This window comes from Nonomuraea sp. NPDC049646 (assembly GCF_044465525.1).
Taxonomy (GTDB): domain Bacteria; phylum Actinomycetota; class Actinomycetes; order Streptosporangiales; family Streptosporangiaceae; genus Nonomuraea.
This window is the reverse complement of the sequence record NZ_JBITLU010000003.1, coordinates 80,541-105,740: the sequence shown is the minus strand read 5'-3', so window position 1 is coordinate 105,740 and position 25,200 is coordinate 80,541. Positions and strand designations below refer to the sequence as shown.

At 73.0% G+C, this 25,200-nt stretch carries 26 protein-coding genes and 1 tRNA gene; 16 read left to right on the top strand and 11 right to left on the bottom strand.

Features of this window, described 5'->3' with window-relative positions:
- Window positions 1–59: 59 nt before the first annotated feature.
- Window positions 60–2,201 (bottom strand): N-acetylmuramoyl-L-alanine amidase, encoded by a 2,142-nt coding sequence (locus tag ACIBQ8_RS09540; RefSeq protein WP_397191686.1) that lies wholly within the window; start codon window positions 2,199–2,201, stop codon window positions 60–62.
- Between the two features lie 211 nt (window positions 2,202–2,412).
- Here ACIBQ8_RS09540 and ACIBQ8_RS09535 point away from each other — a divergent pair, with 211 nt between their 5' ends.
- The 6 genes from ACIBQ8_RS09535 (at window position 2,413) to ACIBQ8_RS09510 (ending at window position 7,902) form a co-directional block, all read left to right on the top strand.
- Window positions 2,413–2,700 carry a hypothetical protein gene (locus tag ACIBQ8_RS09535; RefSeq protein WP_358285425.1) on the top strand — a complete coding sequence of 96 codons (288 nt, stop codon included), beginning with the start codon at window positions 2,413–2,415 and terminating at the stop codon, window positions 2,698–2,700.
- Window positions 2,701–2,713: 13 nt separating this feature from the next.
- Complete coding sequence (gene glmS, locus ACIBQ8_RS09530) at window positions 2,714–4,534, top strand: glutamine--fructose-6-phosphate transaminase (isomerizing) (protein ID WP_387664761.1); 1,821 nt, start codon at window positions 2,714–2,716, stop codon at window positions 4,532–4,534.
- 25 nt (window positions 4,535–4,559) lie between these two features.
- A complete protein-coding gene (locus ACIBQ8_RS09525; RefSeq protein ID WP_397191685.1) occupies window positions 4,560–5,369 on the top strand; it encodes an SAM-dependent methyltransferase in 810 nt (269 codons plus the stop codon).
- Between the two features lie 109 nt (window positions 5,370–5,478).
- Window positions 5,479–6,429, top strand: a complete 951-nt coding sequence (locus ACIBQ8_RS09520) for a Bug family tripartite tricarboxylate transporter substrate binding protein (protein ID WP_397175090.1) — start codon at window positions 5,479–5,481, stop codon at window positions 6,427–6,429.
- 86 nt (window positions 6,430–6,515) lie between these two features.
- A complete protein-coding gene (locus tag ACIBQ8_RS09515) occupies window positions 6,516–7,604 on the top strand; it encodes a mechanosensitive ion channel family protein (RefSeq protein ID WP_397175091.1) in 1,089 nt (362 codons plus the stop codon).
- Window positions 7,605–7,826: 222 nt separating this feature from the next.
- Window positions 7,827–7,902 (top strand) — tRNA-Pro (locus ACIBQ8_RS09510).
- Window positions 7,903–8,028: 126 nt separating this feature from the next.
- Here the strand turns inward: ACIBQ8_RS09510 and ACIBQ8_RS09505 are convergent.
- Entirely contained in the window at window positions 8,029–9,381 is a 1,353-nt protein-coding gene (locus tag ACIBQ8_RS09505) for an amidase (protein ID WP_397191684.1), read from the bottom strand.
- 251 nt (window positions 9,382–9,632) lie between these two features.
- Here ACIBQ8_RS09505 and ACIBQ8_RS09500 point away from each other — a divergent pair, with 251 nt between their 5' ends.
- On the top strand, window positions 9,633–9,932 hold the full coding sequence (locus tag ACIBQ8_RS09500; protein ID WP_397175094.1) for a hypothetical protein: 300 nt from the start codon (window positions 9,633–9,635) through the stop codon (window positions 9,930–9,932).
- Between the two features lie 218 nt (window positions 9,933–10,150).
- Here ACIBQ8_RS09500 and glgC read toward each other — a convergent pair whose 3' ends face one another.
- The gene (gene glgC / locus ACIBQ8_RS09495; RefSeq protein WP_352329862.1) at window positions 10,151–11,386 is read right to left on the bottom strand and encodes a glucose-1-phosphate adenylyltransferase; all 1,236 of its coding nucleotides are present in this window, start codon (window positions 11,384–11,386) and stop codon (window positions 10,151–10,153) included.
- Window positions 11,387–11,621: 235 nt separating this feature from the next.
- Here glgC and glgA point away from each other — a divergent pair, with 235 nt between their 5' ends.
- The gene (gene glgA / locus ACIBQ8_RS09490) at window positions 11,622–12,797 is read left to right on the top strand and encodes a glycogen synthase (protein WP_397191683.1); all 1,176 of its coding nucleotides are present in this window, start codon (window positions 11,622–11,624) and stop codon (window positions 12,795–12,797) included.
- Window positions 12,798–12,801: 4 nt separating this feature from the next.
- Entirely contained in the window at window positions 12,802–13,170 is a 369-nt protein-coding gene (locus ACIBQ8_RS09485) for a hypothetical protein (protein WP_397191682.1), read from the top strand.
- A 68-nt stretch (window positions 13,171–13,238) separates the two neighbouring features.
- Here the strand turns inward: ACIBQ8_RS09485 and ACIBQ8_RS09480 are convergent, their stop codons facing one another.
- The 3 genes from ACIBQ8_RS09480 to ACIBQ8_RS09470 form a co-directional block, all read right to left on the bottom strand.
- Complete coding sequence (locus ACIBQ8_RS09480; protein ID WP_397191681.1) at window positions 13,239–14,390, bottom strand: hypothetical protein; 1,152 nt, start codon at window positions 14,388–14,390, stop codon at window positions 13,239–13,241.
- Window positions 14,391–14,456: 66 nt separating this feature from the next.
- The gene (locus ACIBQ8_RS09475) at window positions 14,457–14,825 is read right to left on the bottom strand and encodes a PH domain-containing protein (RefSeq protein ID WP_357964379.1); all 369 of its coding nucleotides are present in this window, start codon (window positions 14,823–14,825) and stop codon (window positions 14,457–14,459) included.
- Between the two features lie 44 nt (window positions 14,826–14,869).
- Complete coding sequence (locus ACIBQ8_RS09470) at window positions 14,870–15,022, bottom strand: hypothetical protein (RefSeq protein ID WP_397191680.1); 153 nt, start codon at window positions 15,020–15,022, stop codon at window positions 14,870–14,872.
- A gap of 84 nt (window positions 15,023–15,106) precedes the next feature.
- Here ACIBQ8_RS09470 and ACIBQ8_RS09465 point away from each other — a divergent pair, with 84 nt between their 5' ends.
- Entirely contained in the window at window positions 15,107–16,057 is a 951-nt protein-coding gene (locus ACIBQ8_RS09465) for a LysR family transcriptional regulator (RefSeq protein WP_397175102.1), read from the top strand.
- Between the two features lie 3 nt (window positions 16,058–16,060).
- Here the strand turns inward: ACIBQ8_RS09465 and ACIBQ8_RS09460 are convergent, their stop codons facing one another.
- The 4 genes from ACIBQ8_RS09460 to ACIBQ8_RS09445 all read right to left on the bottom strand — a co-directional run bounded on the left by ACIBQ8_RS09460 (window position 16,061) and on the right by ACIBQ8_RS09445 (window position 18,366).
- A complete protein-coding gene (locus tag ACIBQ8_RS09460; protein WP_397175104.1) occupies window positions 16,061–16,465 on the bottom strand; it encodes a nitroreductase family deazaflavin-dependent oxidoreductase in 405 nt (134 codons plus the stop codon).
- Window positions 16,466–16,495: 30 nt separating this feature from the next.
- Complete coding sequence (locus tag ACIBQ8_RS09455; protein WP_397191679.1) at window positions 16,496–16,927, bottom strand: hypothetical protein; 432 nt, start codon at window positions 16,925–16,927, stop codon at window positions 16,496–16,498.
- Between the two features lie 141 nt (window positions 16,928–17,068).
- Complete coding sequence (locus ACIBQ8_RS09450; protein ID WP_397175106.1) at window positions 17,069–17,617, bottom strand: GNAT family N-acetyltransferase; 549 nt, start codon at window positions 17,615–17,617, stop codon at window positions 17,069–17,071.
- A gap of 41 nt (window positions 17,618–17,658) precedes the next feature.
- On the bottom strand, window positions 17,659–18,366 hold the full coding sequence (locus ACIBQ8_RS09445) for a sirohydrochlorin chelatase (RefSeq protein ID WP_397175108.1): 708 nt from the start codon (window positions 18,364–18,366) through the stop codon (window positions 17,659–17,661).
- A gap of 255 nt (window positions 18,367–18,621) precedes the next feature.
- Between ACIBQ8_RS09445 and ACIBQ8_RS09440 the strand changes: the two genes are divergently transcribed.
- On the top strand, window positions 18,622–19,920 hold the full coding sequence (locus ACIBQ8_RS09440; protein WP_397191678.1) for an MFS transporter: 1,299 nt from the start codon (window positions 18,622–18,624) through the stop codon (window positions 19,918–19,920).
- Between the two features lie 102 nt (window positions 19,921–20,022).
- Here ACIBQ8_RS09440 and ACIBQ8_RS09435 read toward each other — a convergent pair whose 3' ends face one another.
- Window positions 20,023–21,354, bottom strand: a complete 1,332-nt coding sequence (locus ACIBQ8_RS09435) for an MFS transporter (protein ID WP_397175111.1) — start codon at window positions 21,352–21,354, stop codon at window positions 20,023–20,025.
- 82 nt (window positions 21,355–21,436) lie between these two features.
- On the opposite strand from ACIBQ8_RS09435, the gene ACIBQ8_RS09430 reads away from it, so the two are divergent.
- The 5 genes from ACIBQ8_RS09430 to ACIBQ8_RS09410 all read left to right on the top strand — a co-directional run bounded on the left by ACIBQ8_RS09430 (window position 21,437) and on the right by ACIBQ8_RS09410 (window position 25,149).
- On the top strand, window positions 21,437–22,126 hold the full coding sequence (locus tag ACIBQ8_RS09430) for a GntR family transcriptional regulator (protein ID WP_397175453.1): 690 nt from the start codon (window positions 21,437–21,439) through the stop codon (window positions 22,124–22,126).
- A gap of 9 nt (window positions 22,127–22,135) precedes the next feature.
- Window positions 22,136–22,498 (top strand): DUF2203 domain-containing protein, encoded by a 363-nt coding sequence (locus ACIBQ8_RS09425; RefSeq protein WP_352361155.1) that lies wholly within the window; start codon window positions 22,136–22,138, stop codon window positions 22,496–22,498.
- Window positions 22,499–22,571: 73 nt separating this feature from the next.
- A complete protein-coding gene (locus ACIBQ8_RS09420; protein WP_397191677.1) occupies window positions 22,572–23,528 on the top strand; it encodes a hypothetical protein in 957 nt (318 codons plus the stop codon).
- Between the two features lie 5 nt (window positions 23,529–23,533).
- Window positions 23,534–24,508, top strand: coding sequence for a hypothetical protein (locus ACIBQ8_RS09415; protein WP_397191676.1), 975 nt, complete (start codon window positions 23,534–23,536; stop codon window positions 24,506–24,508).
- Window positions 24,509–24,609: 101 nt separating this feature from the next.
- On the top strand, window positions 24,610–25,149 hold the full coding sequence (locus ACIBQ8_RS09410; RefSeq protein ID WP_397175116.1) for a CGNR zinc finger domain-containing protein: 540 nt from the start codon (window positions 24,610–24,612) through the stop codon (window positions 25,147–25,149).
- Window positions 25,150–25,200 lie beyond the last annotated feature (51 nt).

The window sequence follows — 25,200 nt, the reverse complement described above, 5'->3', positions numbered from 1 at the left end:
GAAAACCATATCGTCTTCGCGGAGTGCCCGTGCGCAGCCCGAGCCCAGTGGGGCGAAATTCAGCGGATGACGCGCACATCCTTGGCCTGGACGAACATGACACGATGCCCGAGCTGGATCTGGTGGTACCGGACGGACCCCGTGACCCGCACGTGCCTGGCCGGGTTGAAGGCGCCGGCCGAGTAGAAGGAGCCGGTGACCGTGCCGCCCAGCGAGTACGACTGTCCCGGCCCGATCCGGTACTGCAGCGGCGTCAGCGGCTGGACCCCGCCGCCGTGGTACGCCGACCGCTCCGGGTAGGCGCGGCCGTACACCTTGGTGCCCGCGGCCAGCGGCGTGACCAGCGGGCCCTTCGCCGGGACGGCCGTGGGGGCGGCGGACGGGTTGAAGAACCAGGCCCGCTGCCCCAGGTACCAGATCGCCGTCCAGTCGCCCTGCCGTCCGGCCACCGCGAACCGCTGCCCGGTGGAGGCGCGGGCGCTGTGGTCGTAGACGCTGTACGTGCTCGGCTTGCCGGGGTGCTTGCCCGCGTCGGTGACCAGCGGGGCGCTCTCGCTCGGCCGGGTGTGCAGCCACACGCTGGCCGCGCCGTGCTCCGGGCACCGGCGGCCGGGCTTGGTGCTGGCGCAGCCGGTGTAGTACGGCCGGTTGTCGTCGTAGGACGGCCGGATGATCACCGACGAGCCCGTCCCGTCGCCCTTGATCGGGTGGTTCATCAGCTCGAAGTAGTGGGCCCAGTCCCAGTAGGGGCCGGGGTCCTCGTGCATGCCGGCGACCGCCTGCGCCGTGGCGCCCGGCACGTTGTCGTGGCCGAGGATGTGGGCGCGGTCGAGCGGGATGCCGTACCGGCCGGCGAGGTAGCGCACCAGCCGGGCCGACGACCGGTACATCGCCTCGGTGTACCAGGAGCCCCTGGCCAGGTAGCCCTCGTGCTCGATGCCGATCGAGCGGGCGTTGAAGTCCCAGTTGCCGGCGTGCCAGGCGATGTCCTTCGTCGGGACGTGCTGGGCGACGTGCCCGTCCCGGGAGCGGATCGTGTAGTGCCAGCTCACGTACCTCGGGTTGCCGATCATCGACGGGATGCCCTGGTAGCCGCCCTCGGTGTCGTGGATGACGATGTAGTCGACCTGGCGGCGGCCCTCGACCCGGTCGTGGTTGCCGTAGCCGCGGTCCTTCTTCCTTCCGTACCTCTTGTACGCGGCCGGCATCCACTCGCACCTGAGGCTGCTCGGGCACTCGGCGGAGGAGTCGGCGGAGGAGTCGGCGGCGGTCAGCGGCTGCTCGTCCGCGGGCACGTCCCAGTCGGACTCGTCGGCCGACTCCGAGTCGTCGTCGCCCTCGGGCTCCATGTCGGAGAAGAAGAACGGGTCGTCGTCCTCGTCGGAGTCGTCGCCGGCCGCGCTCTTCGCCGGGGCCGCGGGCGGTCGCAGGCCGGGCACGGCGTCCAGGCGCACGTCGAAGCCGTCGTCCGTGCGCCGCGCGACGCCCTCGCGTATCACCGCGAACACCTCGTCGGCGAACGAGCGCGCGGCGAGCGGGTCGCGGGTGCCCGAGTAGCGGGCGACGGCCGCGTACCAGTCGGCCGGGTCGGGGCTGGGACGGCGCTGGTAGGAGGCGAGCAGGGCGGCGCCGCCCCTGATGTTGGCGCGCGGGTCCGCGCGCAGCGCCCGCGGCGCGACCCCGGCCAGCCGCCCGGCCACGGCGAGCGTCGCATCCGGCACAGCATCCGGCACCGCGGCCGCCGACGTGCCGCCCCCCGCCATCAACCGCGCCGCCGACCGGGCTGCCGACTGCGGCGATCGGGGGGCCGGCCGCATCGCCGATCGGGGCAGTGGGCGGCTGTCGTCGCCTCTGGCGTCGCCCGGCGCGAAGCCCTCCGCGACCGGGCCCGCCTGCCCGGCGGGCACGACGTCCACCAGGTGCATCGGGCCGTACCCGCCCGCCGTGCTGGGACGGCCGCCGTTGGCGTCCCACCGCGACTCCAGGTACGACACCCCGAGCAGCACGCTCACCGGCACCCCGAACTCCGCCGCGGCGGCCGCGAAGTCGGCCTGCCGCCCCTGCTCCCGGACGCCCGCGCCGACCGCGCCGACCGCGCCGCCCGTGACGCCCATGCCGCCCGGGACGGCGGGGCCGCCGACGACGGCGCACACACCGGCGGACAAGCTGCTGGCCAGGACGGCGGCAAGCCGAAGCTGCATGACATCTCCCCACGGAACGGCACTCCACGATCACCGTCCGTAACCATTCCCAGAAAGGGATGTGTCAGACGGGTCGGATGATACGGATGAGAATCGCGGGATCCGTCCCGCGACCCCCTCGACCGGCCGCAGGGGAGAAGTGGTAGCGCTATGGAGTTAAATCCTGCCCGATTCCGGGCAGGATGTTGGCGTGTCTCGCTCCAGATGCGTAATGTCCTCGTCTGTGTCCACGGCGCGGCATCCCTACGAAGACCTCATCGCCCATCTCACCCGGACGAGCGCGCTCGGCCCAGGAGAGGCGGCCCGCGTGGTCGCCGACGTGCTGTCGTACTTCTCCGAGCCGGTCGAGGAGTTCGTACGCCGCCGTCACGGCGAGCTCAAGGCCCGCGGCCTGACCAACGACGAGATCTTCCCCCGGATCGCCGCCGAGTTACCCGCACGCCGGGTAGCGGCACCAGAGCTGTCGCTGCGGCAGCTCCGCAGGATCGTCTACGGATAAAGAGGAGACCTCGATGTGCGGAATCGTGGCCTACGTGGGCCCCAAGGACGCGGCGCCCATCCTGCTGGAAGGGCTGCAGCGGCTTGAGTACCGGGGCTACGACTCCGCCGGGGTCGTGGTGTCGAACAAGGGACTCAAGGTACGCAAGGTCAAGGGCCGGGTCGCCGACCTGGCCAAGGTCGTGCCGGTGCGGTTCAAGGGCAACCACGGCATCGGCCACACCCGCTGGGCCACCCACGGCGTGCCCAGCGACGAGAACGCCCACCCGCACCTGTCGGCCGACCAGCGCATCGCCGTCGTGCACAACGGCATCATCGAGAACGCCGGCGAGCTGCGCGCCAAGCTGGAGGCCGACGGCGTCACGTTCCTGTCCGAGACCGACACCGAGGTCCTGGCCCACCTGATCGCCCGCGCCGCCGACGAGAACGACTCCCTGGAGGAGGCGGTCAGGAAGACGCTCAAGAACATCGTCGGCACGTACGGCATCGCGGTGATCGACGCCGAGCGGCCGGGCGAGGTGGTCGTGGCGCGCAACGGCAGCCCGATCGTGCTCGGCATCGGCGAGAAGGAGATGTTCGCCGCCTCCGACGTCGCCGCCCTGGTCCGCTACACCCGCCAGGTCGTGCACCTGGAGGACGGCGAGCTGGCCGTGCTCAAGGCCGACGGCTTCCACACCTTCGCCAGCGACGCCCGCGAGACCGCCAAGGAGCCGCTGACCGTCGACTGGGACGCCGGCCACTACGACACCGGCGGTTACGAGCACTACCTGCTCAAGGAGATCTCCGAGCAGCCCGAGACGATGACCCGCACGATGAGCGGCCGTCTCGACGAGCGCTTCCACGTCGCCCACCTCGGCGGCCTGAACATGGACGCCCGCGAGACGCGCTCGTTCCGCCGGGTGAAGATCATCGGCTGCGGGTCGGCGTACTACTCCGGGCAGATCGGCGCGCAGCTCATCGAGGAGCTGGCGCGCATCCCGGCCGACGCCGAGCCGGCCAGCGAGTTCCGCTACCGCAACCCCGTCGTGGACCCCGACACCCTCTACGTCGCGATCAGCCAGTCGGGCGAGACCTACGACACGCTGGCCGCCGTCCAGGAGCTCAAGCGCAAGGGCGGCCGGGTGATCGGCATCGTCAACGCCGTGGGCAGCGCCATCGCCCGCGAGGTCGACGGCGGCATCTACCTGCACGCCGGGCCCGAGGTGTCGGTCGCCTCGACCAAGGCGTTCACCTCGACCTCGGTCGCCTTCGCGCTGCTCGCGCTGCACCTGGGCCGGGTGCGCGACCTGTCGCCGGCCGACGGGCGGCGCATCGTGGAGGGACTGCGCCGGCTGCCCGGCCAGATCGAGGAGATCCTCGCCCAGGGCGACAAGATCGCCGAGCTGGCGCAGAAGTACGCCAAGCACCCGAGCATGATGTTCGTCGGCCGGGTCAGGGGCTACCCGGTGGCCCGCGAGGGCGCGCAGAAGCTCAAGGAGATCTCGTACGTGCACGCCGAGGCGTACCCGGCCAGCGAGCTCAAGCACGGCCCGCTCGCGCTGATCGGCCCGGACATGCCGACGGTCGCGATCGTCCCCGACGACGAGCTGCTGGACAAGAACCTCACCACGCTCGGCGAGATCCGCGCCCGCGGCGGCCAGGTGCTCATGGTCGGCCACCGCGAGCCCGACGCCAAGCTGGCCGACGACGTGATCGTGATCCCGAAGAACGAGATCGAGCTCGACCCGATGCTGCTGACGATCCCGCTCCAGCTGCTGGCCTACCACGCGGCGGTCGCCCTCGGCAGGGACGTGGACAAGCCTCGCAATCTCGCCAAGAGCGTGACTGTGGAATAAATTCAGCCACAATCCTCGCAGGGTAGTGTTATCCGGCTGCGCACCACATAAATTCATTACTGTGCGGCAGTTCGACCCCCACACTCCGAATCTCGCACGCATGTACGACTACATGCTCGGCGGGACGGACAACTTCGCGGTCGACCGCCTGGCGATCGACCAGCTCGCCGAGCTGGTCCCGGAGGCGGTCCCGCTGGCCCGCGCGAACCGGGCCTTCCTCCAGCGTGCCGTGCGCTACGTCGCCGCCGCGGGGATCACCCAGTTCATCGACCTGGGCAGCGGGCTGCCGACGCAGGGCAGCGTGCACGAGGTCGCACCGGCGGCCAGGGTCGTCTACGTCGACGACGACCCGGTCGTCGCCGCGCACGCCAGGGCCCTGCTCGCCGGGGCGGACCGGGCCGCCTTCCTCGAGGCCGACCTGCTCGACCACGAGGAGGTGCTGGCCCGCGCGGGCCGGTTCCTGGACCTGTCGCGGCCGGTCGCGATCGTGCTGGTGTCGATCCTGCACTTCCTGCCCGACGCGGCCGACCCGCAGGGCGCGGTGGCGGCGCTGCGCGAGGCGGTCGCGCCCGGCAGCCGTCTGGTGATCTCGCACGCCACCTCGATGGGACGCCTGTCGGAGGAGGAGAGCCCGCGCAGGGGCCGCCGTGGCTCGTCCGGCTCGGGCGGGGCCGACCGCAGCCCGGCCGAGATCCGCGCGTTCTTCGGCGGCTTCGCGCTCGACCCGCCCGGCCTGGTGCAGGCCGTGGACTGGCGGCCGGACCGGCCCAAGCTGGTGGGCGACTGGTCGCTGCCGTCGTCCCTGATGGCCGGGGTGGCCACGAAGCAGGACTGACGCCGGTAAAGGCCGAAATTTCGGTCAACCGTATCCCGATGTGTAACAGCGAGTGAACTGTCAATAACTTCAGGTAATGACGGTACTCGCGAAGGTCGGGGGAGGGCGGATGCGCCGTCGGCGGTTCTTGGCATGGACGCTGGGCGCGGCGGCGTGCGCGGCCGGATGCGGGACGGAGCACGTCGCCGGCGGCCCCGCCGGCGCGCGGGGCCGGTTCTCGATCGTCGCGGGCGGGGACCGCTGGGCCCGGGTCGGTGAGGCGTTCGCCGCCGCCGCGCGCGCCTCGGGCGTCGGCGCGTCGCCCACCGGCACCCGGATCACCGTGACCGGCCTGCCCGCCCTGGCGGCCTCCGAGCTGAACAACGGGCAGACGCTGCTCGACACCACCACCCCGCTGTCCAGGCTCACCGGCGACGTCGAGGTCGTCGTCGTGCCCGCCAACTCCAAGTTCGCCGACTTCGACGACTTCGGCGCCCACCTGCGGGCCGACCCGAGCGGGACGGTGCTGGCCGGCGGGCCGCAGGGCGAGCCCGACCACCTGCTGTTCGGCCTCATCGCCAAGGGGCTCGGCGCCGACACCAGGCAGATGGACTACACCGGCTACCCCAGCAGCCACGAGGCCGTCCCGGCGCTGCTCGGCGGCAAGGCGGCGGCCGCGGCGGGCCTGCTCGGCGACTGGCGCGCGGCCATCGACGGCGGCCGGGTCAGGGCCCTGGCCGTCTCCTGCGCCCGCCGGGTGCCGGGGCTCGACGTGCCGACCCTGCTGGAGTCGGGCGTACGGGTGGACTTCGCGGACTGGGCCGCGGCCGTCGGGCCCGAGGACATGCCGGAGGCCGGCAGGGAGTCGGCCGTGCGCATGTGCGACGAGGTGACCTCCTCGGCCTCGTGGCGGCGGGCGTGCCGGAAGGCGGGCTGGATCTCGATCCCGCTCAGCGGGGACGACTTCCGGCTCTGGCTGACCTCCGAGGTCGAGCGCACCCAGGCCGTGCTGCGCGATCTCGGGCTGCTGGCCAGCACGAGGGCCACGACGTGCTGGGGGAGTTGCGGCAACGGCCACTAGCGAAACGGTGTGTCCGTGCGTATGGAGCGGCGCTTGAGGGCAATGTGACCTTGAAGCGACGTTCTACAACATAGGGGGCGCGAAGCGTGCAGTCGCCGGCAGCATGGCCGATCCTCGTCATCTCGGTGGTCGGAGCGGTGCTCCTGGTGGAGGTGGTCCGCCGGGTGCTGATCCGGGTCGGACGAAAATGGGCTCTGGCCCGCCACCTGGTCGAGCACTGCACGTGGCCGGCGTTCTGCGTGGCCGCCACGGTGGCCTGCAACCTGGTCTTCGCCCCCGGCATCTTCGGCGACACGCCCGACGAGCGCGGCCTGGCCCAGTCGGTCGACCGCGTCATCGGCCTGGTCACCATCGGCACGGTGACCTGGCTGATCATCCAGGCGACGTACGCGCTGACGGACGTCGTGCTCGACCGGCTGGTGCTCGTCGAGGGCGAGCGCAACCGCCGGGCGCGGCGGATCAGGACGCAGATCGCGCTGGTGCGCCGCATCGCCGCCGCCGTCATCATCGTGATCGCGCTCGGCGCCATGCTGTTCTCCTTCCCGCAGGTGCGGGCGCTCGGCGCCGGGCTGCTGGCCTCGGCCGGCATCGCCGGCGCCATCGTCGGCATCGCGGCCCAGCCGACCATCGGCAACATGCTGGCCGGGCTGCAACTGGCCTTCAGCGACGCGCTGCGGCTGGACGACGTGGTCGTGGTGGAGGAGGAGTGGGGCAGGATCGAGGAGCTCACGCTCACGTACGTGGTGCTGCGCCTGTGGGACGAGCGGCGGCTGGTGCTGCCCGTCTCCTACTTCACCCAGAACCCGTTCGAGAACTGGACCAGGCACGGCAGCCGGGTGCTCGCCGTGGTGTTCCTGCGGGTCGACTGGGCGGTGCCGGTGCCCAAACTGCGCGACGCCCTGTACGAGTTCCTCCAGGGCAACCCGCTGTGGGACCAGAAGGACTGGACGCTCCAGGTCACCGACGTGCTGCCCAACGGCCTGGTCGAGCTGCGCGCCCTGATGAGCGCCGCCGACTCGCCCTCCTCCTGGGACCTGAAGTGCGACGTCCGCGAATTCCTCGTCAATTTCGTCCGCGACAACTACCCGGACGCCCTTCCCCGGTTCCGCGTCGAGGCCCCGGAAACGCGCGCCGGGGTGGCCTGGACCAACGACCAGGATCGCGACCGGCGATAAATACGTGGCATTTCCGGCGGCCCCCGGTCTACCGTTGATCTCGTTGCTGAACGACATTCACGGAAACGACGAGAAAGGCGGCGGCCATGTGCGGACCCCGACCCTCCAGGCCGTCCGGCAACCGGCCTGAGCTGCGGCCAAGGCTTCCCCGGTGATTCCGCGGAGAATCGACCAGGAAAGCCGTCCCGGGCCTCCGCCGGGGCGGCTTCGTTGATTTCATGACCGAGTGTGGGGCAGTTTGGTCAGCCCGCCTGCCTTGGGAGCAGGAGCACCGCAGGTTCGAATCCTGCCACTCGGACGTACGGCCCTGAAAGAAAAGGGCCGTGGGCTTCGGCCTGGCCGACGGGAATGGCGCCCCCCGGCCGGACACGAGCCGCCGTCCCCGGGTCCGGCCTGCGCCGGGCCGGCCCGGGGCCCACCTTCCTCAGCCGCCCGGCGAGCCGGCCACCCGGAACAGCAGCTCCTCCCGGCCCGGCCGGCAGACGAGCTGCAGCCCGACCGGCAGGCCGTCCACCGAGCCGGCCGGCACGGTCAGCGCGGGCAGGCCGAGCACGTTCCACGGGCTGGTCAGGGCCAGCAGCGCGGCCCGGACGGCGACGGCCCGCCCGTCCAGCTCGGTCTGGCGCTGCTCCAGCGGCGGCGCGACGAGCGGCACGGCCGGCAGCGCCAGCACGTCGTGGTCGTCGAACAGCGAATCGGCCGCGGCGGCCAGCGCGGGCCGCTCGTCCAGGGCCTTGACGTAGGCCCAGGCGGGCAGGTCCATGGCCGCGCGCAGCCGGTCGAGCACCTCGGGGTCGAACAGCTCGGGCGCCCTGGCCATCCGGTCGGCGTGCACGGCGGACGCCTCCGCGCCCTGCACCGTCGCGTACGTCTCCCGCAGCTCCTCGGCCAGCTCCCCGGGCAGCCTGACCTCTCCCGGCCCCGCGCCCGCCGCCGCCCGTGCCGCCGCGTGCGCCGCCGCCACGACGCGCGGATCGCAGGGCGACAGGACGGCGGGGTCGAGCCACCCCACCCGCACCGGCGCCGCCTCACCGGCACCGCCACGGGCGGGCGGCGGCCCGCCGGTCGCGAGCTGCCGGTAGGCGATCAGGCAGTCCAGCGGGGCGGCGGCCAGCACGCCGACGTGGTCGAACGTCCGGGACAGCGGGAACACCCCGGCGGTCGGGATCGCGTCGTAGGCGGGCTTGAACCCGGCGATCCCGCACAGAGCGGCCGGGATGCGCACCGACCCGCCCGTGTCGGTGCCGATCGCCAGCGGCACCATGCCCGCCGCCACGGCCGCCGCGCTGCCGCCGCTCGACCCGCCGGACATGCGCCCGGGGTCGCGCGGGTTGCGCGAGGGGCCGTTGGCCGAGCGGTCGCCGGTGGGGCCGTACGCGAACTCGTGGGTCGTGGTCTTGCCGACGATCACCGCTCCGGCCTCGCGCAGCAGCCTCACGCAGGCGGCGTCGGACCCGGCGACGTGGCCGGCGAAGTGCCGCGACCCCATCGTGCAGGGCAGGCCCGCGACGTCGATGAGGTCCTTCACGGCGACCGGCACGCCGTGCAGCGGGCCGCGGTCGGCGCCCGCGGCCAGCTCCTGGTCCGCCCGCCGGGCGGCGGCCGCCGCGCCCACCGGGTCCACGGTGACGAAGGCGCCGAGCGCGGGATCCAGGGTGACGGCCGCGTCGAGCGCCAGCCGGGCCAGCTCGGCGGCGGTGGTCCGGCCGGCGCGCAGGTCACGGGCCAGGTCGGTGACGGAGCGGCCGGTGAAGGGGCCGGGCGGTGTGGGCGGCATGAGGTCCTCTCCGGACGGTTCACGGCGACCCCGCCGTGAACGGACGGGCGTGCGGAGCAGACTACGCGTCCCGGCCCGCAGGCCGGCGTTCCCGGGGCGTGGCGGGGCTTCCTGAGTGGCCGGAGAAGGCCGGACTTCGCCGGGGTGGCACCGGAAAGCGCCCAGTCCTTTCCTGGCGTGGCGTTACACGGCGGTACGGAGGTGATTACGTACAGTGATCAGCGATGTCACTTCGTGATCCAGGGGGAACCATGAAAGCCAACCTCATCGTGGCCGGCGGCTTCGCCGTCGCCGCGCTGTTCGGCATGGCGGGCACGGCCAGCGCCAACGTCCACCACGAGAAGTGCGACCTGAGCACGTCCGACGACTCGACCGCGCTCCGCATCACGCCGTGGGGCGTGTCCGCCGGACACCGTGACGCCGAAGCCTGTGAGCACCACAGGGACTACGGGCGTCCCTACGACGGCTACAACTGGGGTTACTGGGGCGGTCGCGGCTACTGGCCCGGCGCCTGGGCGTACGGCGGCATGGGCGCCGGCGTCGGCATCTGAGGTCGCATACCTGAGCCCGGGCCGCGCCGTGCGTGGCCCGGGATCCTGCGTTGCCGGGCGCCCGCGGCGCCCGGCCGTTCCCGCCCCCGCTGCCGTCCGGCCGAGCCCCGGACCGCCCGCCCACGCGATGAGCACACTCGCGTGCCGCCGGAGCCGATCCGGCCCGCCGCCGCCCGGCCCGCGGCCGGCCCCGGGCGGGGGACCGGCCCGCCCGGCCCCTAACGGTCGACGATCTCGTTCTTGCCGATGACCACGACCCCGCCGCGGGTCAGCGCGAAGCGGGTGCGGTCGTAGTCGAGGTCGAAGCCGATGCGCGCGCCGTCGGGGATCACCACGTTCTTGTCGATGATCGCCTTGCGCACGATCGCGCCCCGGCCCACCTTGACGTTCTCCATCAGCACGGAGTCCTCCACCAGCGAGTGCGAGTGGAGCACGACCTTCGGCGACAGGATCGAGCGCATCGCCATGCCGCCCGAGACGATCACGCCGGGGGAGACCAGCGAGTCGATCGCCCGGCCCACCCGGTCGCCGTCGTTGTGCACGAACTTGGCCGGGGGCAGCGGGTCGTGCCCGGTGAAGATCGGCCACTTGTCGTTGTACAGGTTGAAGATCGGGTGGGCGGAGATGAGGTCCATGTGGGCCTCGTAGTAGGCGTCGAGCGTGCCCACGTCGCGCCAGTAGCCGCGGTCGCGCTCGCTGGAGCCGGGCACGATGTTGTTCTTGAAGTCGTAGACGTCCGCGCCGCCGGACTTGACCAGCATCGGGATGATGTTGCCGCCCAGGTCGTGCTTGCTGGTCGGGTCGAGCGCGTCCTCGCGCAGCGCGTCGATCATGGCCTGGGTCTTGAAGACGTAGTTGCCCATCGAGGCGTAGACCTCGTCGGGGGAGTCGGCCAGGCCCACGGCGTCCTTCGGCTTCTCCCTGAAGGCCACGATGCGGCGGCCCTCGGGATCGGTCTCGATCACGCCGAACTGGTCGGCCAGCGACAGCGGCTGGCGGATCGCCGCCACCGTCACGTCCGCGCCCGAGTCCTCGTGCTGCTCGACCATCTGCCGCGGATCCATGCGGTAGATGTGGTCGGCGCCGAACACGATCACGTGCTCGGGCATCTCGTCGTAGATCAGGTTCAGGTTCTGGAACAGCGCGTCCGCAGAACCGGAGAACCAGCGCGGCCCGAGCCGCTGCTGGGCGGGCACGGGCGTCACGTAGTTGCCCAGCATCGCCGACAGCCGCCAGGTACGGGAGACGTGCCTGTCGAGGCTGTGGTTCTTGTACTGGGTCAACACCACGATCTTCAGGAAGCCGCCGTTCGCGAGGTTCGACAGCACGAAGTCGATCAGCCGATACATCCCCCCGAACGGCACCGCCGGTTTGGCCCGATCCGCCGTGAGCGGCATGAGCCTCTTGCCCTCTCCACCTGCCAGCACAACCGCAAGCACCCTCCGGGACCTCATGTCCAGGACGCTACCCGTAAATGGCCGATCTATCGACGAAACCGCGCACTGTGCTGTGCCGCCGTGTCCTGACTTATCCGCGTTGAGCAGGGGCCGGACTTACCGACATTGGGCTGTATCGATGTGTTCCCTATGCTTGCGACGGTTCACAAGTGCGGTGCCGGAGTTGATGGTCGGCGCAAAACATGCCGCTCCCTGGAGGGCGCCGGGCCCGGCGCGTCGTAAGGTCGTGGGCATGCGTGTTGATCTGCTCAGCAGGGAGTACCCGCCGGACGTCTACGGCGGCGCCGGGGTGCACATGGAGTACCTGGCCAGGGAGCTGCGCAAGCTGGCCGACGTCCGGGTGCGCTGCTTCGGAGCCGATCGCGAGGAGCCCGGCGTGTCGGCCTACCGGGTGCCCGGCGGCCTGGAGCGGGCCAACGCCGCCCTCCAGGTGCTCGGCGTCGACCTGGAGATGGCCGCCGCCTGCGAGGGCGCGGACGTCGTCCACTCCCATACCTGGTACGCCAACTTCGCCGGGCATGTCGCCAAGATGCTCCACGGCGTGCCGCACGTCGTCACCACCCACAGCCTGGAGCCGCTGCGCCCGTGGAAGGCCGAGCAGCTCGGCGGCGGCTACACGGTCTCGTCGTGGGCCGAGCGCACCGCGCTGGCCGCCGCCGACGCGGTGATCGCGGTCAGCGAGGGGATGCGCCGCGACGTGCTGGCCGCCTATCCCGAGATCCTGCCCGGCCGGGTCACCGTCATCCACAACGGCATCGACACCGCCCAGTACGCCCCCGACCCCGGCCTCGACGTGCTGAAGAAGCACGGCGTCGACCCCGACCGGCCCTACGTGATCTTCGTCGGCCGCATCACCCGGCAGAAGGGCCTGGTGCACCTCCTGCACGCCGCCCGCGCGTTCGACCCGGCGGCCCAGCTCGTCCTGTGCGCGGGCGCGCCGGACACCCCGGAGATCGCCGAGGAGGTGACCGGGCTGGTGCGGGGCCTCGACCGCGACGGCGTGCTGTGGATCTCGGAGATGCTGCCCAAGCCGGAGGTCATCCAGCTCCTCACGCACGCCTCGGTCTTCGTCTGCCCGTCGGTCTACGAGCCGATGGGCATCGTCAACCTGGAGGCGATGGCCTGCGAGACGCCGGTGGTGGCCACCGCGACCGGCGGCATCCCCGAGGTCGTCGCCGACGGCGAGACGGGCCTGCTGGTGCCGATCGACCAGGGCCCCGACGGCACCCCGCACGACCCCGAGGCGTTCGCCGCCGACCTGGCCGAGCGGGTCAACGCGCTGCTGGCCGACCCGGCGCGGGCGGCCGAGATGGGCCGTGCCGGGCGGGCCAGGGCCGTCGAGCACTTCTCCTGGGAGCGCATCGCCCGGCGCACCCTCGACCTCTACGCCTCGCTGCGCCGCGACTGAACGCATGAGCTGGGACCTGGAGACCCCCGAGGGCGGGCGCCTGGGCGTCAACGCGTGGAACTGGCGTCCGACCCTGGCCCTGCTGGAGGAGGCGCGGGTGCTCGACCCCGAGACCGCGTGCCTGCTCGGCTTCAACGGCTGCGTCGAGCTCACCGGCGCCGACGCGAGCCGCATCGCGGCCTTCCTCGACGACTACCTGGGCGGCCTGCCCGAGCACGGGCGGGTCCTTCTCGACGGCGAGGTGACCGAGGAGCCCGACGACCACCGCCTCCACCGCGACGACCCGGCGCTCAACTACTCGGCCACGGCCTCCTGGCTGCGCGCCCTGCGCGACTTCTGCCGGGCGGCCCCGGACGGCTTCACCTGCACCTAGGGGGGCGGTCCGGGGAGAGGGCGGCGGGTCAGCGGGCGCAGCGGGCGGGCCTGGAGGGGGGCGGCGGGTCAGCGGGTCAGCCAGAGGGCGGGCCTGGTCAGGTCGCCCTCGGGGCCGGTCCAGCCCGCCGCGTACACCTCGGTCGTGCCGGGGCGGCGGGCCAGGGCGGTCACCGTGCCGCGCACGGTCGTCGTCGTCCAGCGGCCGGCCGCGTGGTGGTGCAGCCGGGAGCGGGTCGAGTCGAGCACCCACAGGCCCCCACGGCCGTCGGGCTCGGCCTCGGTGAAGGCCGCGCCCTCCGGGCCCCAGCGGCACCGCCAGGCCGAGCCGTCCCAGTGCAGCGCCAGCGGGCGGCGGCGTTCCAGGGGCTCGCCCTGCTCGTCGTACTCGTCGGGCGGGAACCAGGACACGCCGCCGACCACCCACACGTCGTCCGGGCCGAGCACGGCCACGTCGCCGAGCTCCGTCCGGGCCGGCCGCGCGCCCTCGGGCGCGCCCGGCTCGGGCAGGTGCACCGCCTGCCAGGCGACGCCGTTCCAGCGGGCGGCGGGGTCGTGCGCGGTCGCGCCGACCGTCCACACGTCCGCGCCCTCGCCGCCGAGGGCCCGCGCCGGGGCGGGCAGCCGGTACGCGCGCCAGGCCGAGCCGTCCCAGCGCAGCGCGTCGCGCCCGGACACGGCCCACGGGCCGCTCGCGGCGGTGCCGTGCAGGCCGATGGCCGAGGCGCCCTCCTTGAGCGGTGTGGAGGCGCTCACGGCGCCGTCCGCGACGCCGGCGACCAGGCCGGGACGTTCGCCGTCGCCGGTCCCGAAGGCCCACGCCCGCTCGGCCGAGACCGCGCCGACCGCGGCGACCGTCATCCGGGACGGCAGCGCGTACGTGCGCCAGCGCGCGCCGTCCCACCGTTCCAGCCCGCCGGACGTCGTCTCCATCCCGGCGGACGTCTCGCGCTGGACGGAACGCACCGCCCACACCGCCCCGTCGGGGGCCACCGCGAGCCGGTCGAGCGTGCCGTGCCCGTCGCCCGCCGGGACCGTCCGCCACGGCGACCGGACGAGCTCGGCGCGCAGGTCGTCGCCGCCCGGCCGGGGGCAGCGGGCCTGGACCGTGAGGCTCACCGCCGGAGCGGACGGGACGTCCCGCCCGGGAGGCCCGGCGCAGGCCGGGAGCGCCAGCAGCACGCCGAGACCGGCCACGCGGGCACGTACGGAACGCCGCACCTCGCCCCCTTCGTGATCACCCGCAGATTACGCTCATCCTGCCCAGGAGGCCGCGCGTGACGCCGATCAGGTCTGCGAAATGTAGTGGAGAATGACGTTGTGCACGTGGTGGGCCTTGTTGTCGCCGCGGAAGTCCACCTCGTAGGTGTGCGTGCCGACGTGGATGGCGATGGCGCCGGAGGAGAAGAACCCGCCGGCCAGCGACTTGTTGCTCACGACGCTCACCGCCGAGATCTTGGCGTAGGGGATGCTGGTGATCGCGATCCGCTTGCCCACGAACGACTTGTCCTGCACGATCACCCGCCGGTCCGTGAGCCCCAGGAACCCGGTGCCCGCCCCGATCGCGTCGTAGACGGCGATGATCTGCTCGCCGGGGAGCAGGCCGCTCTCGATCTGCTTGAACTGCTCTTTACGGTCGTAGGGGATGTCAGCCATGCCCGGTCAACGAACGGGACGGGTTCCCGCGTTCCGCGCCGGGTTCAGGGCCCCGCCGGATGGGCGGACGGGTCGTGCGGGAGGTCCAGCAGGCAGCCGCACGTGCCGGGCGGCCGCGGCAGCCCGAACAGCGCGCGGACCTGGGCCGGAGCGGGTGGAGCGGGACGCGGCAGGCTTGTCAGGAGACGGCGGATCATGCTCTCCAGCGTCGCGGTGACGCCTGCGCCCGGTCCAACACCGAAAAATCGCGATTGACGCGCTTTTGTGGTTAATGTGGCGTCGTGGATCTGCACCCCCGGCTGCTGCGCGTCTTCGTCGCCGTCGCCGAGGAGCTGCACTTCGGGCGCGCCGCCGCCCGGCTCTTCCTGGCCCAGCAGGCGCTCAGCCGGGACGTGCGCACGCTGGAGACCCGGCTCGGGACGCCGCTGTTCGTCCGGTCCACCCGCCGGGTGGAGCTGACCTCCGCCGGAGCCCGGCTGCTGCCCGGGGCGCGGCGGCTGCTGGCGCTGCACGACGAGGTCGTCGCCGGCGTGCTCGGCGCCGATCGCCCGCTGCTCGTGGACGTCACCATGCACGGCCCCGACCTGCCTGAGCCGCTGGTCAGAGCCAGGGAACTGGCCCCGGGTGCCGAGATGCTGGCCCGTTTCCACGGCGGCCTGGCCGCGGGCGCGGCGGCGATGCTGGACGGACGGCTCGACGTGTCGTTCGGGCGCTTCGCCGGGCTGCCCGCGGACGTCCGCGCCCGGCTGGCCCAGGTCCCGGTGCGCCTGCAACCCCTGTCCGTGCTCCTGCCGGAGGACCACCCGCTGGCGGATCTGGACGCCGTGCCGCTCGCCGCGCTGGCCGCCTTCCCGCTGGACGTCATGGCCGGGAATGCCGGCACGCGGGAGTGGAGCGACCTGGGGGAGCGGCTGGCCGAGGCGTTCGGGCTGCGGCTGGCCCGGCCGCACGCCGCGCCCGAGGGGGCCGCGGAGATGGGGCACTACCTGCGCCGGCATCGCGAACCCGTGCTGGCCGGCGTGGGGATCGGCGGGATCCCGGGCGCGGTGAACAGGCCGCTGGCCGAGCCCGTGCCGCTTGGCCTGCAGAACCTGGTGCACCCCAAGGGCCTGCGGCACCCGGGCCTCGCCGCGCTCCTGGCCGCCGTCGCCGAGCTGGGACGGGCCCGCCACTGGCTGCGCCGCCCGCCCGGCTCCTGGCTCCCCGAGGCCGACGAGGCCCTGGTGGCCTGAGAACTAGGTGGTGCGTTCGAGCACGACCACCGGGATGCGGCGGTCGGTCTTCTCCTGGTACTCGTCGTACTGGGGCCAGGTGCGGGTCATCGTCCGCCACATCTCGGGCTTCTCCTCCTCCGAGGCGGTGCGGGCGCGGGCCTTGAACCTGTCGCCCTTGACCTGCACCTCGACGTCGGGATGGGCCAGCAGGTTCTTGTACCACTGGGGGTCGTCGGGGTCGCCGCCCTTGGACGCGACCACGAGGAAGTCGTCGCCGAACCGCTGGTAGATCAGCGGCGTGGTGTACGGCCTGCCGGAGTTACGCCCCTTGGTGGTCAGGAGCAGGACGGTGGTGTTGTTCCAGTCGTGCCCCTCCGCGCCGTCGGTGGCCTGATAGCGCTGCACGTGTTCCTTGCCATAGAGCATGCCTCTGGACTACCCCGCGCGGGGGTGTCCTCACCGTGCCGCGCCGACCAGGTCGGCGGCCCGCCGGCTGTCGAGCGGGAGGGCCGAGTCGGGGGTGCGCTCGCGCACGTCGCGGTCGCGGATCGCGAACACGGCCGGCGCCGCGCCCACGTCGCCGTAGCGCTCGGTCACCGCCGCGCCGATCGCCCGCCGCACGCCGGCCACCACCTCGCGGACGCCGGCCCCGGACGTGACGAGATGGCCGAGCATCCCGGCGAAGCGCAGCTCGTCGTCGGCGGCGGGCCGCTGCGCCGGCGGCACCGGCCGGTCGAGCCAGAACACCTTGCCGGACAGGACCGCCCCGGAGCCGCCCGGGCCGAGCACCCGCGCCGTGCGGGCCAGCAGCTCACCGAACTCGGCCAGGTCCGCGTGCGGCGGGAGGTCGGTGGTGACGAACAGGGGCACGATCAGCGAGTCAGGCATGCGGCTATCCCTCCGTGAGGAGGCTCATCGTAGGACGTGCCACCGACAATTCCGCGGCGCGCCACTCGCCGCCCACCGCCGGCGCCGCTCGCGGCCGCTCGTCGTCCACCGTCCGGGCCCGCTCGTCGCCGCTCGCGGCCGCTAGCGTTCGGTCCATTCGTCCTGGATCGCCGCGTGCACGATGGAGTCGCGCCAGCCGTGCGGGGTGTGCACGTGGTGCCGGATCCGTCCCTCCTCGACCATGCCGGCCGTCAGCATGGCGAGCTGGGCGGGCAGGTTGGCCGGCGACCTCGCGCCCCAGACGCGGTGCAGCCCGAGCTGCTTGAAGCCGAACGACAGCAGCAGCCGTACCAGGTCGGTGCCGATGCCGCGGCCCCACTGGTCGGGATGGAGGCCGAAGCCGATCTCGGCGCTGTGGGGCAGGTCGGCGTCGATCTTCAGGCGGGCCACGCCGATCACGTGCCGCCGGTCGGCGTCCACGACGGCCAGCACGTAGAGGCGGCGCGGCTCGGCGGCGGCCGCCTCCATGGCCTGGCCGACCAGGGCGGCGACCTCCTGCACGCTGCGCGGCGCGAACGGCATGTGCTGCGTGGCCGCCGGATCGCCGTAGACGGAGTGCAGCGGGACGACGTCGGCGTCGGTGAGGTCACGAAGTCCGATTCGCTCGCCGATGACCATCACGCGCCGCATGCGCAGAAGGTAACGCGCCTGTAGCGATCTTTACAAGGGTGTCAAGTCGCCAGCTGACTGCCGTAAGCCCGCGCGACAAGTTCGGCGACGGCGCTGTGCGCGCCGAGCGGCTCGGCGTGACCGGCCTCGACGGACGCGGCGGCGCGCTCGACGATCTCGGCGGGGGCCTCGTGACCGATCAGGCAGGGCGCGATGGCCAGCCGCTCGGCCCCGGCGGCGCGCAGGCGCCGGGCGGCGACGTCCACGCCGGGCTCGCTGTCCAGCGAGGCGGCGACGACCGGCAGCGTGAGCCTGGAGGCCAGCAGCACGGCGGTGGCCTGGACGGCGTGCACCGCGCGCTCGCCGCCCACCGTGCCGAGGATGACGGCGTCGACGGGGCTGGAGACGTTGAGCAGGCGGACCCGGTCGGCCCTGGCCAGGCCGCGCTCGGCCAGCCTGATGTGCAGGGCCTCGGCGAGCAGCGGGTGGGGGCCGAGCGCCTCGGTGGCGACCGCGCCGGAGCCGGCCGCCGCGATGGCCTTGCCGATCTCGGCCATGACGACCGGGTCGTCCCAGGTGAGCAGGGGCACCACGACGGCGTCGCGGCCGGCGGGCAGCGAGTCTGCCAGGTCGGCGACGGCGGTCAGCCGCACCTCGATCTGCGGGTTGTCGACCCGCACCACGGCCGCGATCTCTTCGGCCACGCCGCCGGTGCCGCCGGGGGTGGCCAGCACGAGCATGGGCGCGTCCGGCGGCAGGGACGTGGGCACGGGGCGACGGTGCCGGCCGCCGCCGGGCCGGGGGGAACGTTCACGTACAGGCAGGCTCACAGGCGCGCAGTTTATGCCTATTCGCGGGTGGTTGTTCTGTGAATCGGGAGCGATTCCGTCACAACGGGAAGGCTGTGATCGAGATCACATCGTGACCGCCGCCGCCGTTGACGGACACCCCCTTCAGAGGCAACTCTGAGGCCACTAGAAACGCGTTCTAGAGCGACCGTCACACACCGTCCCCGGAGGATGGGAATGAAGCCGTTCTATGTCCGCGAGCTGAGCGTGTACCCGGTCGGTCGCCGGCGGATCTTCCTGCTGGCGATAGCCGTGCTGGCGAGCCTGGTGGCCAACTTCGAGACGACCCTCGCCACGATCCTGCCGCTGCTGATGAAGGACCTGGGCATGTCGCTCACGGTCTACGGCCTGCTCGCCGCGGGATCGGTGCTGATCGGCGGCCTGTCGGCGGGCGTCGGCGGCATCCTGTCCGACCGCTGGGGACGCGTCACGCTCCTGGTCCCCACCCTCACCGTCACGGCGGCCTGCAACTTCCTGCTCGCCACCGTGGACACCGTGGCCGGCCTGTTCTGGGTGCGCTGCCTGATGCTGTTCATCGAGGGCGCCGGGATCACCATCACCGCCTCGCTCGTCCGCGACTTCTCGCCGCGCCTCGGCCGCGCCCAGGCGTTCGCGTTCTGGACGTGGGGGCCGGTCGGGGCGTCCTTCCTGGCCTCGTTCATCGCCGGGTTCACGCTGCCAATGTTCGACAACGCCTGGCAGTCGCAGGCGATCATCATGGGCGTCGTGTCGCTGGCCATGTGCGCGGTCATCGTCTGGAAGATCGCCGAGCCGTCGGCGGCGCTGCGGGCCCAGGTGCTCGACGCCGAGGAGGCCGTCGCGGCGGAGGAGAAGATCGACGCCGGACGGGTGCGCGAGCTGTTCCGCCATCCCCACCTGTGGGCCCACGTCCTGGGCAACACCGGCTGGCAGGTGCTCTACTGGACGTTCGCGATCTTCGGGCAGACGATCCTCGTGGAGGCGTTCGGCCTGGAGCCCGCGGGGGCCAACCGGGTGGTGGCGCTCGGCATCGTGCTCAACGCGGTGGCCGTGGTCGTCGTCGGCCGGGTGTCGGACCGGCTGCGGCTGCGCAAGCCGTTCACGGCCGCCGGCACCGCGCTGACCGTCCTCACCCTGGCCTACTTCATCAGCATGGTCGGCCCCGGCGTCTCCCCGGGGCACGTCACCGCCGTCTACGCGCTGCTCTTCCTGTTCATGGGCGTCGCGTACGTGCCGTGGATGGCCAACTTCTCCGAGAACGCCGAGGACGTCGAGTCGCGCCTGCAGGGCTCGGCGCTGGGCATCTGGGGCATGGTCGTCCGGGTCATGATCGTGGTGCTGCTGGTCGTCTCGCCCATGGTGGTCTCCGCGGGCGGCTGGGGCACCTGGCTCGCCGTGGCGCTGGCCGGGCAGGTCGTGTTCCTGGCCTCGATGGCGGCGTTCAAGGGCGACTGGCGCAGGCGCCCGCGGGTCGCCGAGCCCGGGACCGCCGTCTGAGACGGTTGAGAGAGACGTCCGGGAAGGACTTCGAGCGGCGCGCGTGGGCGGCGGTGGCAGCCGCCGCCCACGCCTTCGCGGCGTTCCCGTCCTCCCCCGCGCTCAGGCGAAGGGACCCACCTGGCCGGGCAGCCGCCTGGCGGTGCCGCGCTCGCCGGCGGCGAGGTCCAGGTCGCGGGTTTCCGGGGCGATGGCCAAACCTACGGCGGTGACGGCCAGCGCGACAACCACGTACAGGGACACGGCGAGGGTGGTGCCGTACGCGTCGAAGAGCTTCAGCGCGATGATCGGGGCCGGCGCGCCGCCGACGATCCCGGCCACCTGGTAGCCCATGGACGCGCCGCTGTAGCGCAGGCGGGTGCTGAACAGCTCGGCGATGAAGGCGGCCTGCGGGCCGTACATGGCGGCGTGGGCGGCCAGCGCGACCACCGCCGCCAGCACGATCAGCGGGAACGACTTCGTGTCCAGCAGCGGGAAGAACGCGAACACCCACACGGCCGCCGCCAGCACGCCGGCGAAGTAGACCGGCCGCCGGCCCAGCCGGTCCGACAGCGCGCCGAACAGCGGGATCAGGCCGAGCTGCAGCACCGAGCCGATCAGCACCGCGTACAGCGCCACCGACCGCTCCAGCTTCAGCGGCCCGGTGAGGTAGACGATGATGTACGCGGTGAAGGTGTAGAAGGCCACGTCCACCCCGATGCGCGCGGTGAAGGCCGACAGCAGCGCCCGCGGGTGCGTGCGCAGCACCTCGACCAGCGGCATCCGGGCCGTGGCGCCGTGCCTCTCGACGCGGGAGAACAGCGGCGACTCGGCGACCCGCGTCCGCACCCACAGCCCGACGAGCACCAGCGCGCCCGACAGCAGGAACGGCACCCGCCATCCCCACGACTGGAAGGCCGCGTCCGGCAGGGCGAAGGACAGGATCGCGAGCAGGCCGGTGGCCAGCACGTACCCGGCGGGCACGCCGACCTGCGGCCAGCTCGCGTTGAAGCCGCGCCGCCTGCTGTCGCCGTGCTCCAGCGACATGATCACCGCGCCGCCCCACTCGCCGCCGAGCCCGAAGCCCTGGACGAAGCGGAGCACGGCCAGCAGGACGGGCGCGGCCACCCCCACGCTCGCGTAACCGGGCAGCACGCCGATGAGGAACGTCGACAGGCCCATCAGCAGCAGCGTCACGACCAGCACGGTCTTGCGGCCGGCCCGGTCGCCGAAGTGCCCGAACACCACGCCGCCGAGCGGCCTGGCGACGAACGCGACGGCGTTGGTGGTCAGGGCCGCCAGCGTCGCGTTGAGCGGGTCGAGCGAGGGGAAGAACAGCTTGCCGAAGATCAGCGTCGCGGCCGTGGTGTAGAGGAAGAAGTCGTACCACTCCAGGGACGTGCCGACGAGAGCGGCCAGGATCACCCGGCGGGTCTGGTTCGCGGAGCTTGACATCGAAGGCTCCCAGATGGTCGAGGGGATAGTTTCAACGTAAGGATTGTTGAACAATTCGACAAGAGGTTTGCTCCATGATTCCCTGGCGAACGTGGAAGACGTGGTCGCGGACCTCGCCCGGCACCGGTCGAGACTGAGCCGCAGCAGCACGGCCGAGCGCGTGGCCGACATCCTCCGCGACAGCATCATCGAGGGCGCCTTCCCGCCGGGTCAGCGGCTGTCGGAGGAGGCCATCTCCGAGGGGCTCGGCGTCTCGCGCAACACGCTGCGCGAGGCGTTCCGCCTGCTCGGCCACGAACGCCTGCTCGACCACCGGCTCAACCGCGGCGTCTTCGTCCGGCTCCCGTCCGTGGAGGACGTCTCCGACCTCTACACGATGCGGCGGGTGCTGGAAGGGGCGGCCGTCCGGCGCAAGGCGTCGCGGCAGGCGCTGGCGCTCATCGAGGAGGCCGTGCGCGACGCCGAGCGGGCCGCCGCCCAGGGCGACTGGCAGGGCGTCGGCACCGCCAACATCCGCTACCACCAGGCCCTGGTCGGCCTGCACGGCAGCCCCCGGCTCGACGAGGCCATGCGGCAGCTCCTGGCCGAGCTGCGCCTGGTCTTCCACGTGATGGACAACCCGCGCGCCTTCCACGAGCCGTTCATCGACCGCAACCGCGCGCTGCTGGCCCTGCTGGCGGCCGGCCGCGCCGAGGAGGCGGCGGCCTACCTCGACGACTACTTCGACGAGGCCGAACGCCTTCTCATCCACGCCTACCAGCCGAACGGGTAGCGTTTCCACATGGACCGGATCTTCACCCTGGACGAGGCGCGCGCCCTGCTGCCCGGCATCATCGCCGAGGCGCGGGAGATCGTCGCGGGCCGCGCCGACCTGGCCGAGATCGCCTTCGACCGGGAGGCCGCCGGCGGGTCGAGGCTCGGCGGGCTGCCCGAGATCAAGGCGATCGAGGCGCGCATCGAGGAGACGCTGACCCGGTGGAGCGAGCAGGGGATCGAGGTCAAGGGCGTCGCGCCGCTGCTGATCGACTTCCCCTCGGTGCTCGGCGGGGCGTCCGTGCGGCTGTGCTGGATCGAGGGGGAGCCCGAGCTCGCCTGGTACCACCGTACGGATCTGGGCTTCGCCGGGCGGCGCCCGCTGCCCTGAAGCGTGGCCTACATGTGACCAACTCGCCACCGTGCCCATGGGTCTAACCAGGTGAGCGAAAGGATCACCACTCATGAGGCTGTCATCAGCGGCCGCCGCGCTCCTCGCGCCGGCGGTCGCCGGCGGGCTGGGGCTTCCGGCCGCCGCCGCACCCGCGCGCACCGGGCCGCCGCCGCAGGCCCGCGCGGCCTGGGTCACCGCCTGCGAGCTGCCCGTCGAGGGCACGTCCCCCTGCGGCCCCTGGCACCTGCTCCTCCGTGACGGCCGCACCGTCACCGTCGGCGACTCCGCCGTCCGCGCCAGGGACCGCGCGACCTCCCTGTTCGCCCTCAGCGGCGACGGCCGGACCATCGTCTACCGGCGGGCCCGCGACCACCGCCTGGTCGTACGGGCGGCGGCCGGCGGCCCGGTCAGGGAGCTGCCCAGGTCCCTGCGGCCCGGCCCGGACGACGCCCTCCACCTGTCACCGGCCGGCGACCGGGTCCTCGTCGGCCGTCCGGGCCGCGTCGAGGTGCTCACCCTGGCCACCGGCAGGATCACCGGCCTGACCGTCAAGGGCGAACCGGCCGGCTTCAGCGGCGACGGGGACGAGGTGCTCACCACCCGCGACCTGAGCGACGGCACCGAATGGCTCTACTCCTACGGGCTCGACGGCCGCGCGCTGCGGAGCCCGGCCCCCCAGTTCGTCGCCAACGCCGTCACCCTCGCGCTGTCCCCCGACGGGCACACCGTCGCCGCGTTCAGCTCCGGCGGCTCCGGCCGGGGCGGCCCGCCCAGGATGCGCACGTACGACCTGGAGACCGCCCGGCTCTCCGACGGCGTGAACCTGCCCCTCACCGGCGACACCCCGCCCGACCACGCCCGCTGGACCCCTGACGGAAGGCTCGCCGCCTACTCCTACGACAGCAGCACCACGAAGTCGACGGTGGTACGGGTGCTCACCGTCGACCCCGCTTCCGGCCAGGCCCGCCGTAGCGACACCTACAAGGTGGGCCCCGACCCGCACACCATCGTGTTCCCGGGGGAGTGACCATCGTGAGAATCGTCCCTTTGCTGACCGCAGCCCTGCTCACCCTCACCGCCGTGCCGGCCGCCGCCCAGGCCGCGCCGCACCGCGACCACAGCCATCACCACAGTCGCGACAGCATCCGGTACGCCTCCGTCAAGGGCTGCCCGGGCAAGGACGGCACGTCCAGGCCCTGCGGGCAGTGGCGGCTGGTCATGCACGACGGCGGGCGCAGGACGCTGCCCGACGCCCAGGTCGTCGCGCTCGACGCCAGGCGCCGGTCCACCGTCACCTCGCCGGCGCCCATCGCGGTCAGCGGCGACGGGCAGCGCGTGGCCTACCTCACCAAGGCCGGGAGGCTGGCCGTGCGCGCGCTCGGCGGCCGTGTCACGCTGCTGCCCGAGGACGCGCTGCCGCGGGTCGCCCAGAACGAGGTGACGCTGCAGCTCTCCGGCGACGGCGCGCGGCTGGCCGTCGTCGTCCAGAGCGAGCGGCCCGCCGCCACGAAGATCTTCGACACCGCGACCGGCGCGCTGCTCGGCACCGTGCCCGCCGACGAGACCCTCCTCGGGTTCAGCGGCGACGGCGACGAGGTGCTGTCCTCGATCGAGTCCGACGACTCCGTCACCGACCTGGTCGTGCGCGACCAGACGGGCGAGCACCTCGTACGCGTCACGCCGCCGCAGGTCGTGGCCGCCAACGGCCCGCAGGCGCTGGCCGGCGACGGGCACACGGCGGCGGTCGTGATCCGCGGCCGGAAGACCGAACTGCTCACCTACGACCTCGCCACCGACGAGGTCACCGGCCGCAGGAAGATCAAACTGCCGGACGGCGAGCTCAGCATGATCGACTGGACCGGCGACACGCAGGTCACGCTGCACCTGGTGTCCGGCTCGTCCAGGATGACCATCGTCCAGGTGGACACCGGGACGGGCGCCGTACGGGTCAGGGACCGGTACACCGTCCTCAAGGACAGCTTCATCTTCGCCGCCTGCGGCGGCTGAGCCCCGGCACGGCGGGGCGCGCTCTGCGGCGGGGGCGCGGTCCGCGGTGCGGGATGGTCCGCGGCGGGGCAGGGGGGCCTCGCCGTGGATACGCTTGCCGCGTGGAGGTTCACTCGACCAGGGCGATGGCTGCCAGAGCCGTCGAGCTCTGCGTGGCGCTGCTGCACGAAGAGCCGACGCCCGCCTCGGTGACGGACGTCCTGCGCCGCCACGGCGAACATGGCGACCTGAGCCTCGACGACTCCGACGTGACCGCGATGCGCGCGGCGGCGGCCCGGCTGCGCGACGTGCTGGGCGCGCGCGACGCCGGGGAGGCGGCCGGCCTGCTCAACCGCCTGCTCGCCGACACCGCCCGGCCACCCCGGCTGACCAGCCACCGGGGCACGACGTCCTGGCACCTGCACGTCGACAGCGGCGACGACGCGCCGTGGGCCGAGTGGTTCCTGGCCTCGTCGGCGATGGCCCTGGCCGTGCTGGTCGCCGACCATCAGCGCGTTCCGGGCGGGTTGTGCGCGGCCGCGGGGTGCGGACGGCCGTACCTCGACCTGGGCGGCGGCAGCCCCCGCCGCTACTGCGGCACCCGCTGCGCCACCCGCGCCCGCGTCGCCGCCCACCGCGCCCGCCCCCACACAACCCCCTGACCCTCGCGCACGCCCGCCGGGTACGCCCACTTGGTACGGCCATCGCGCACG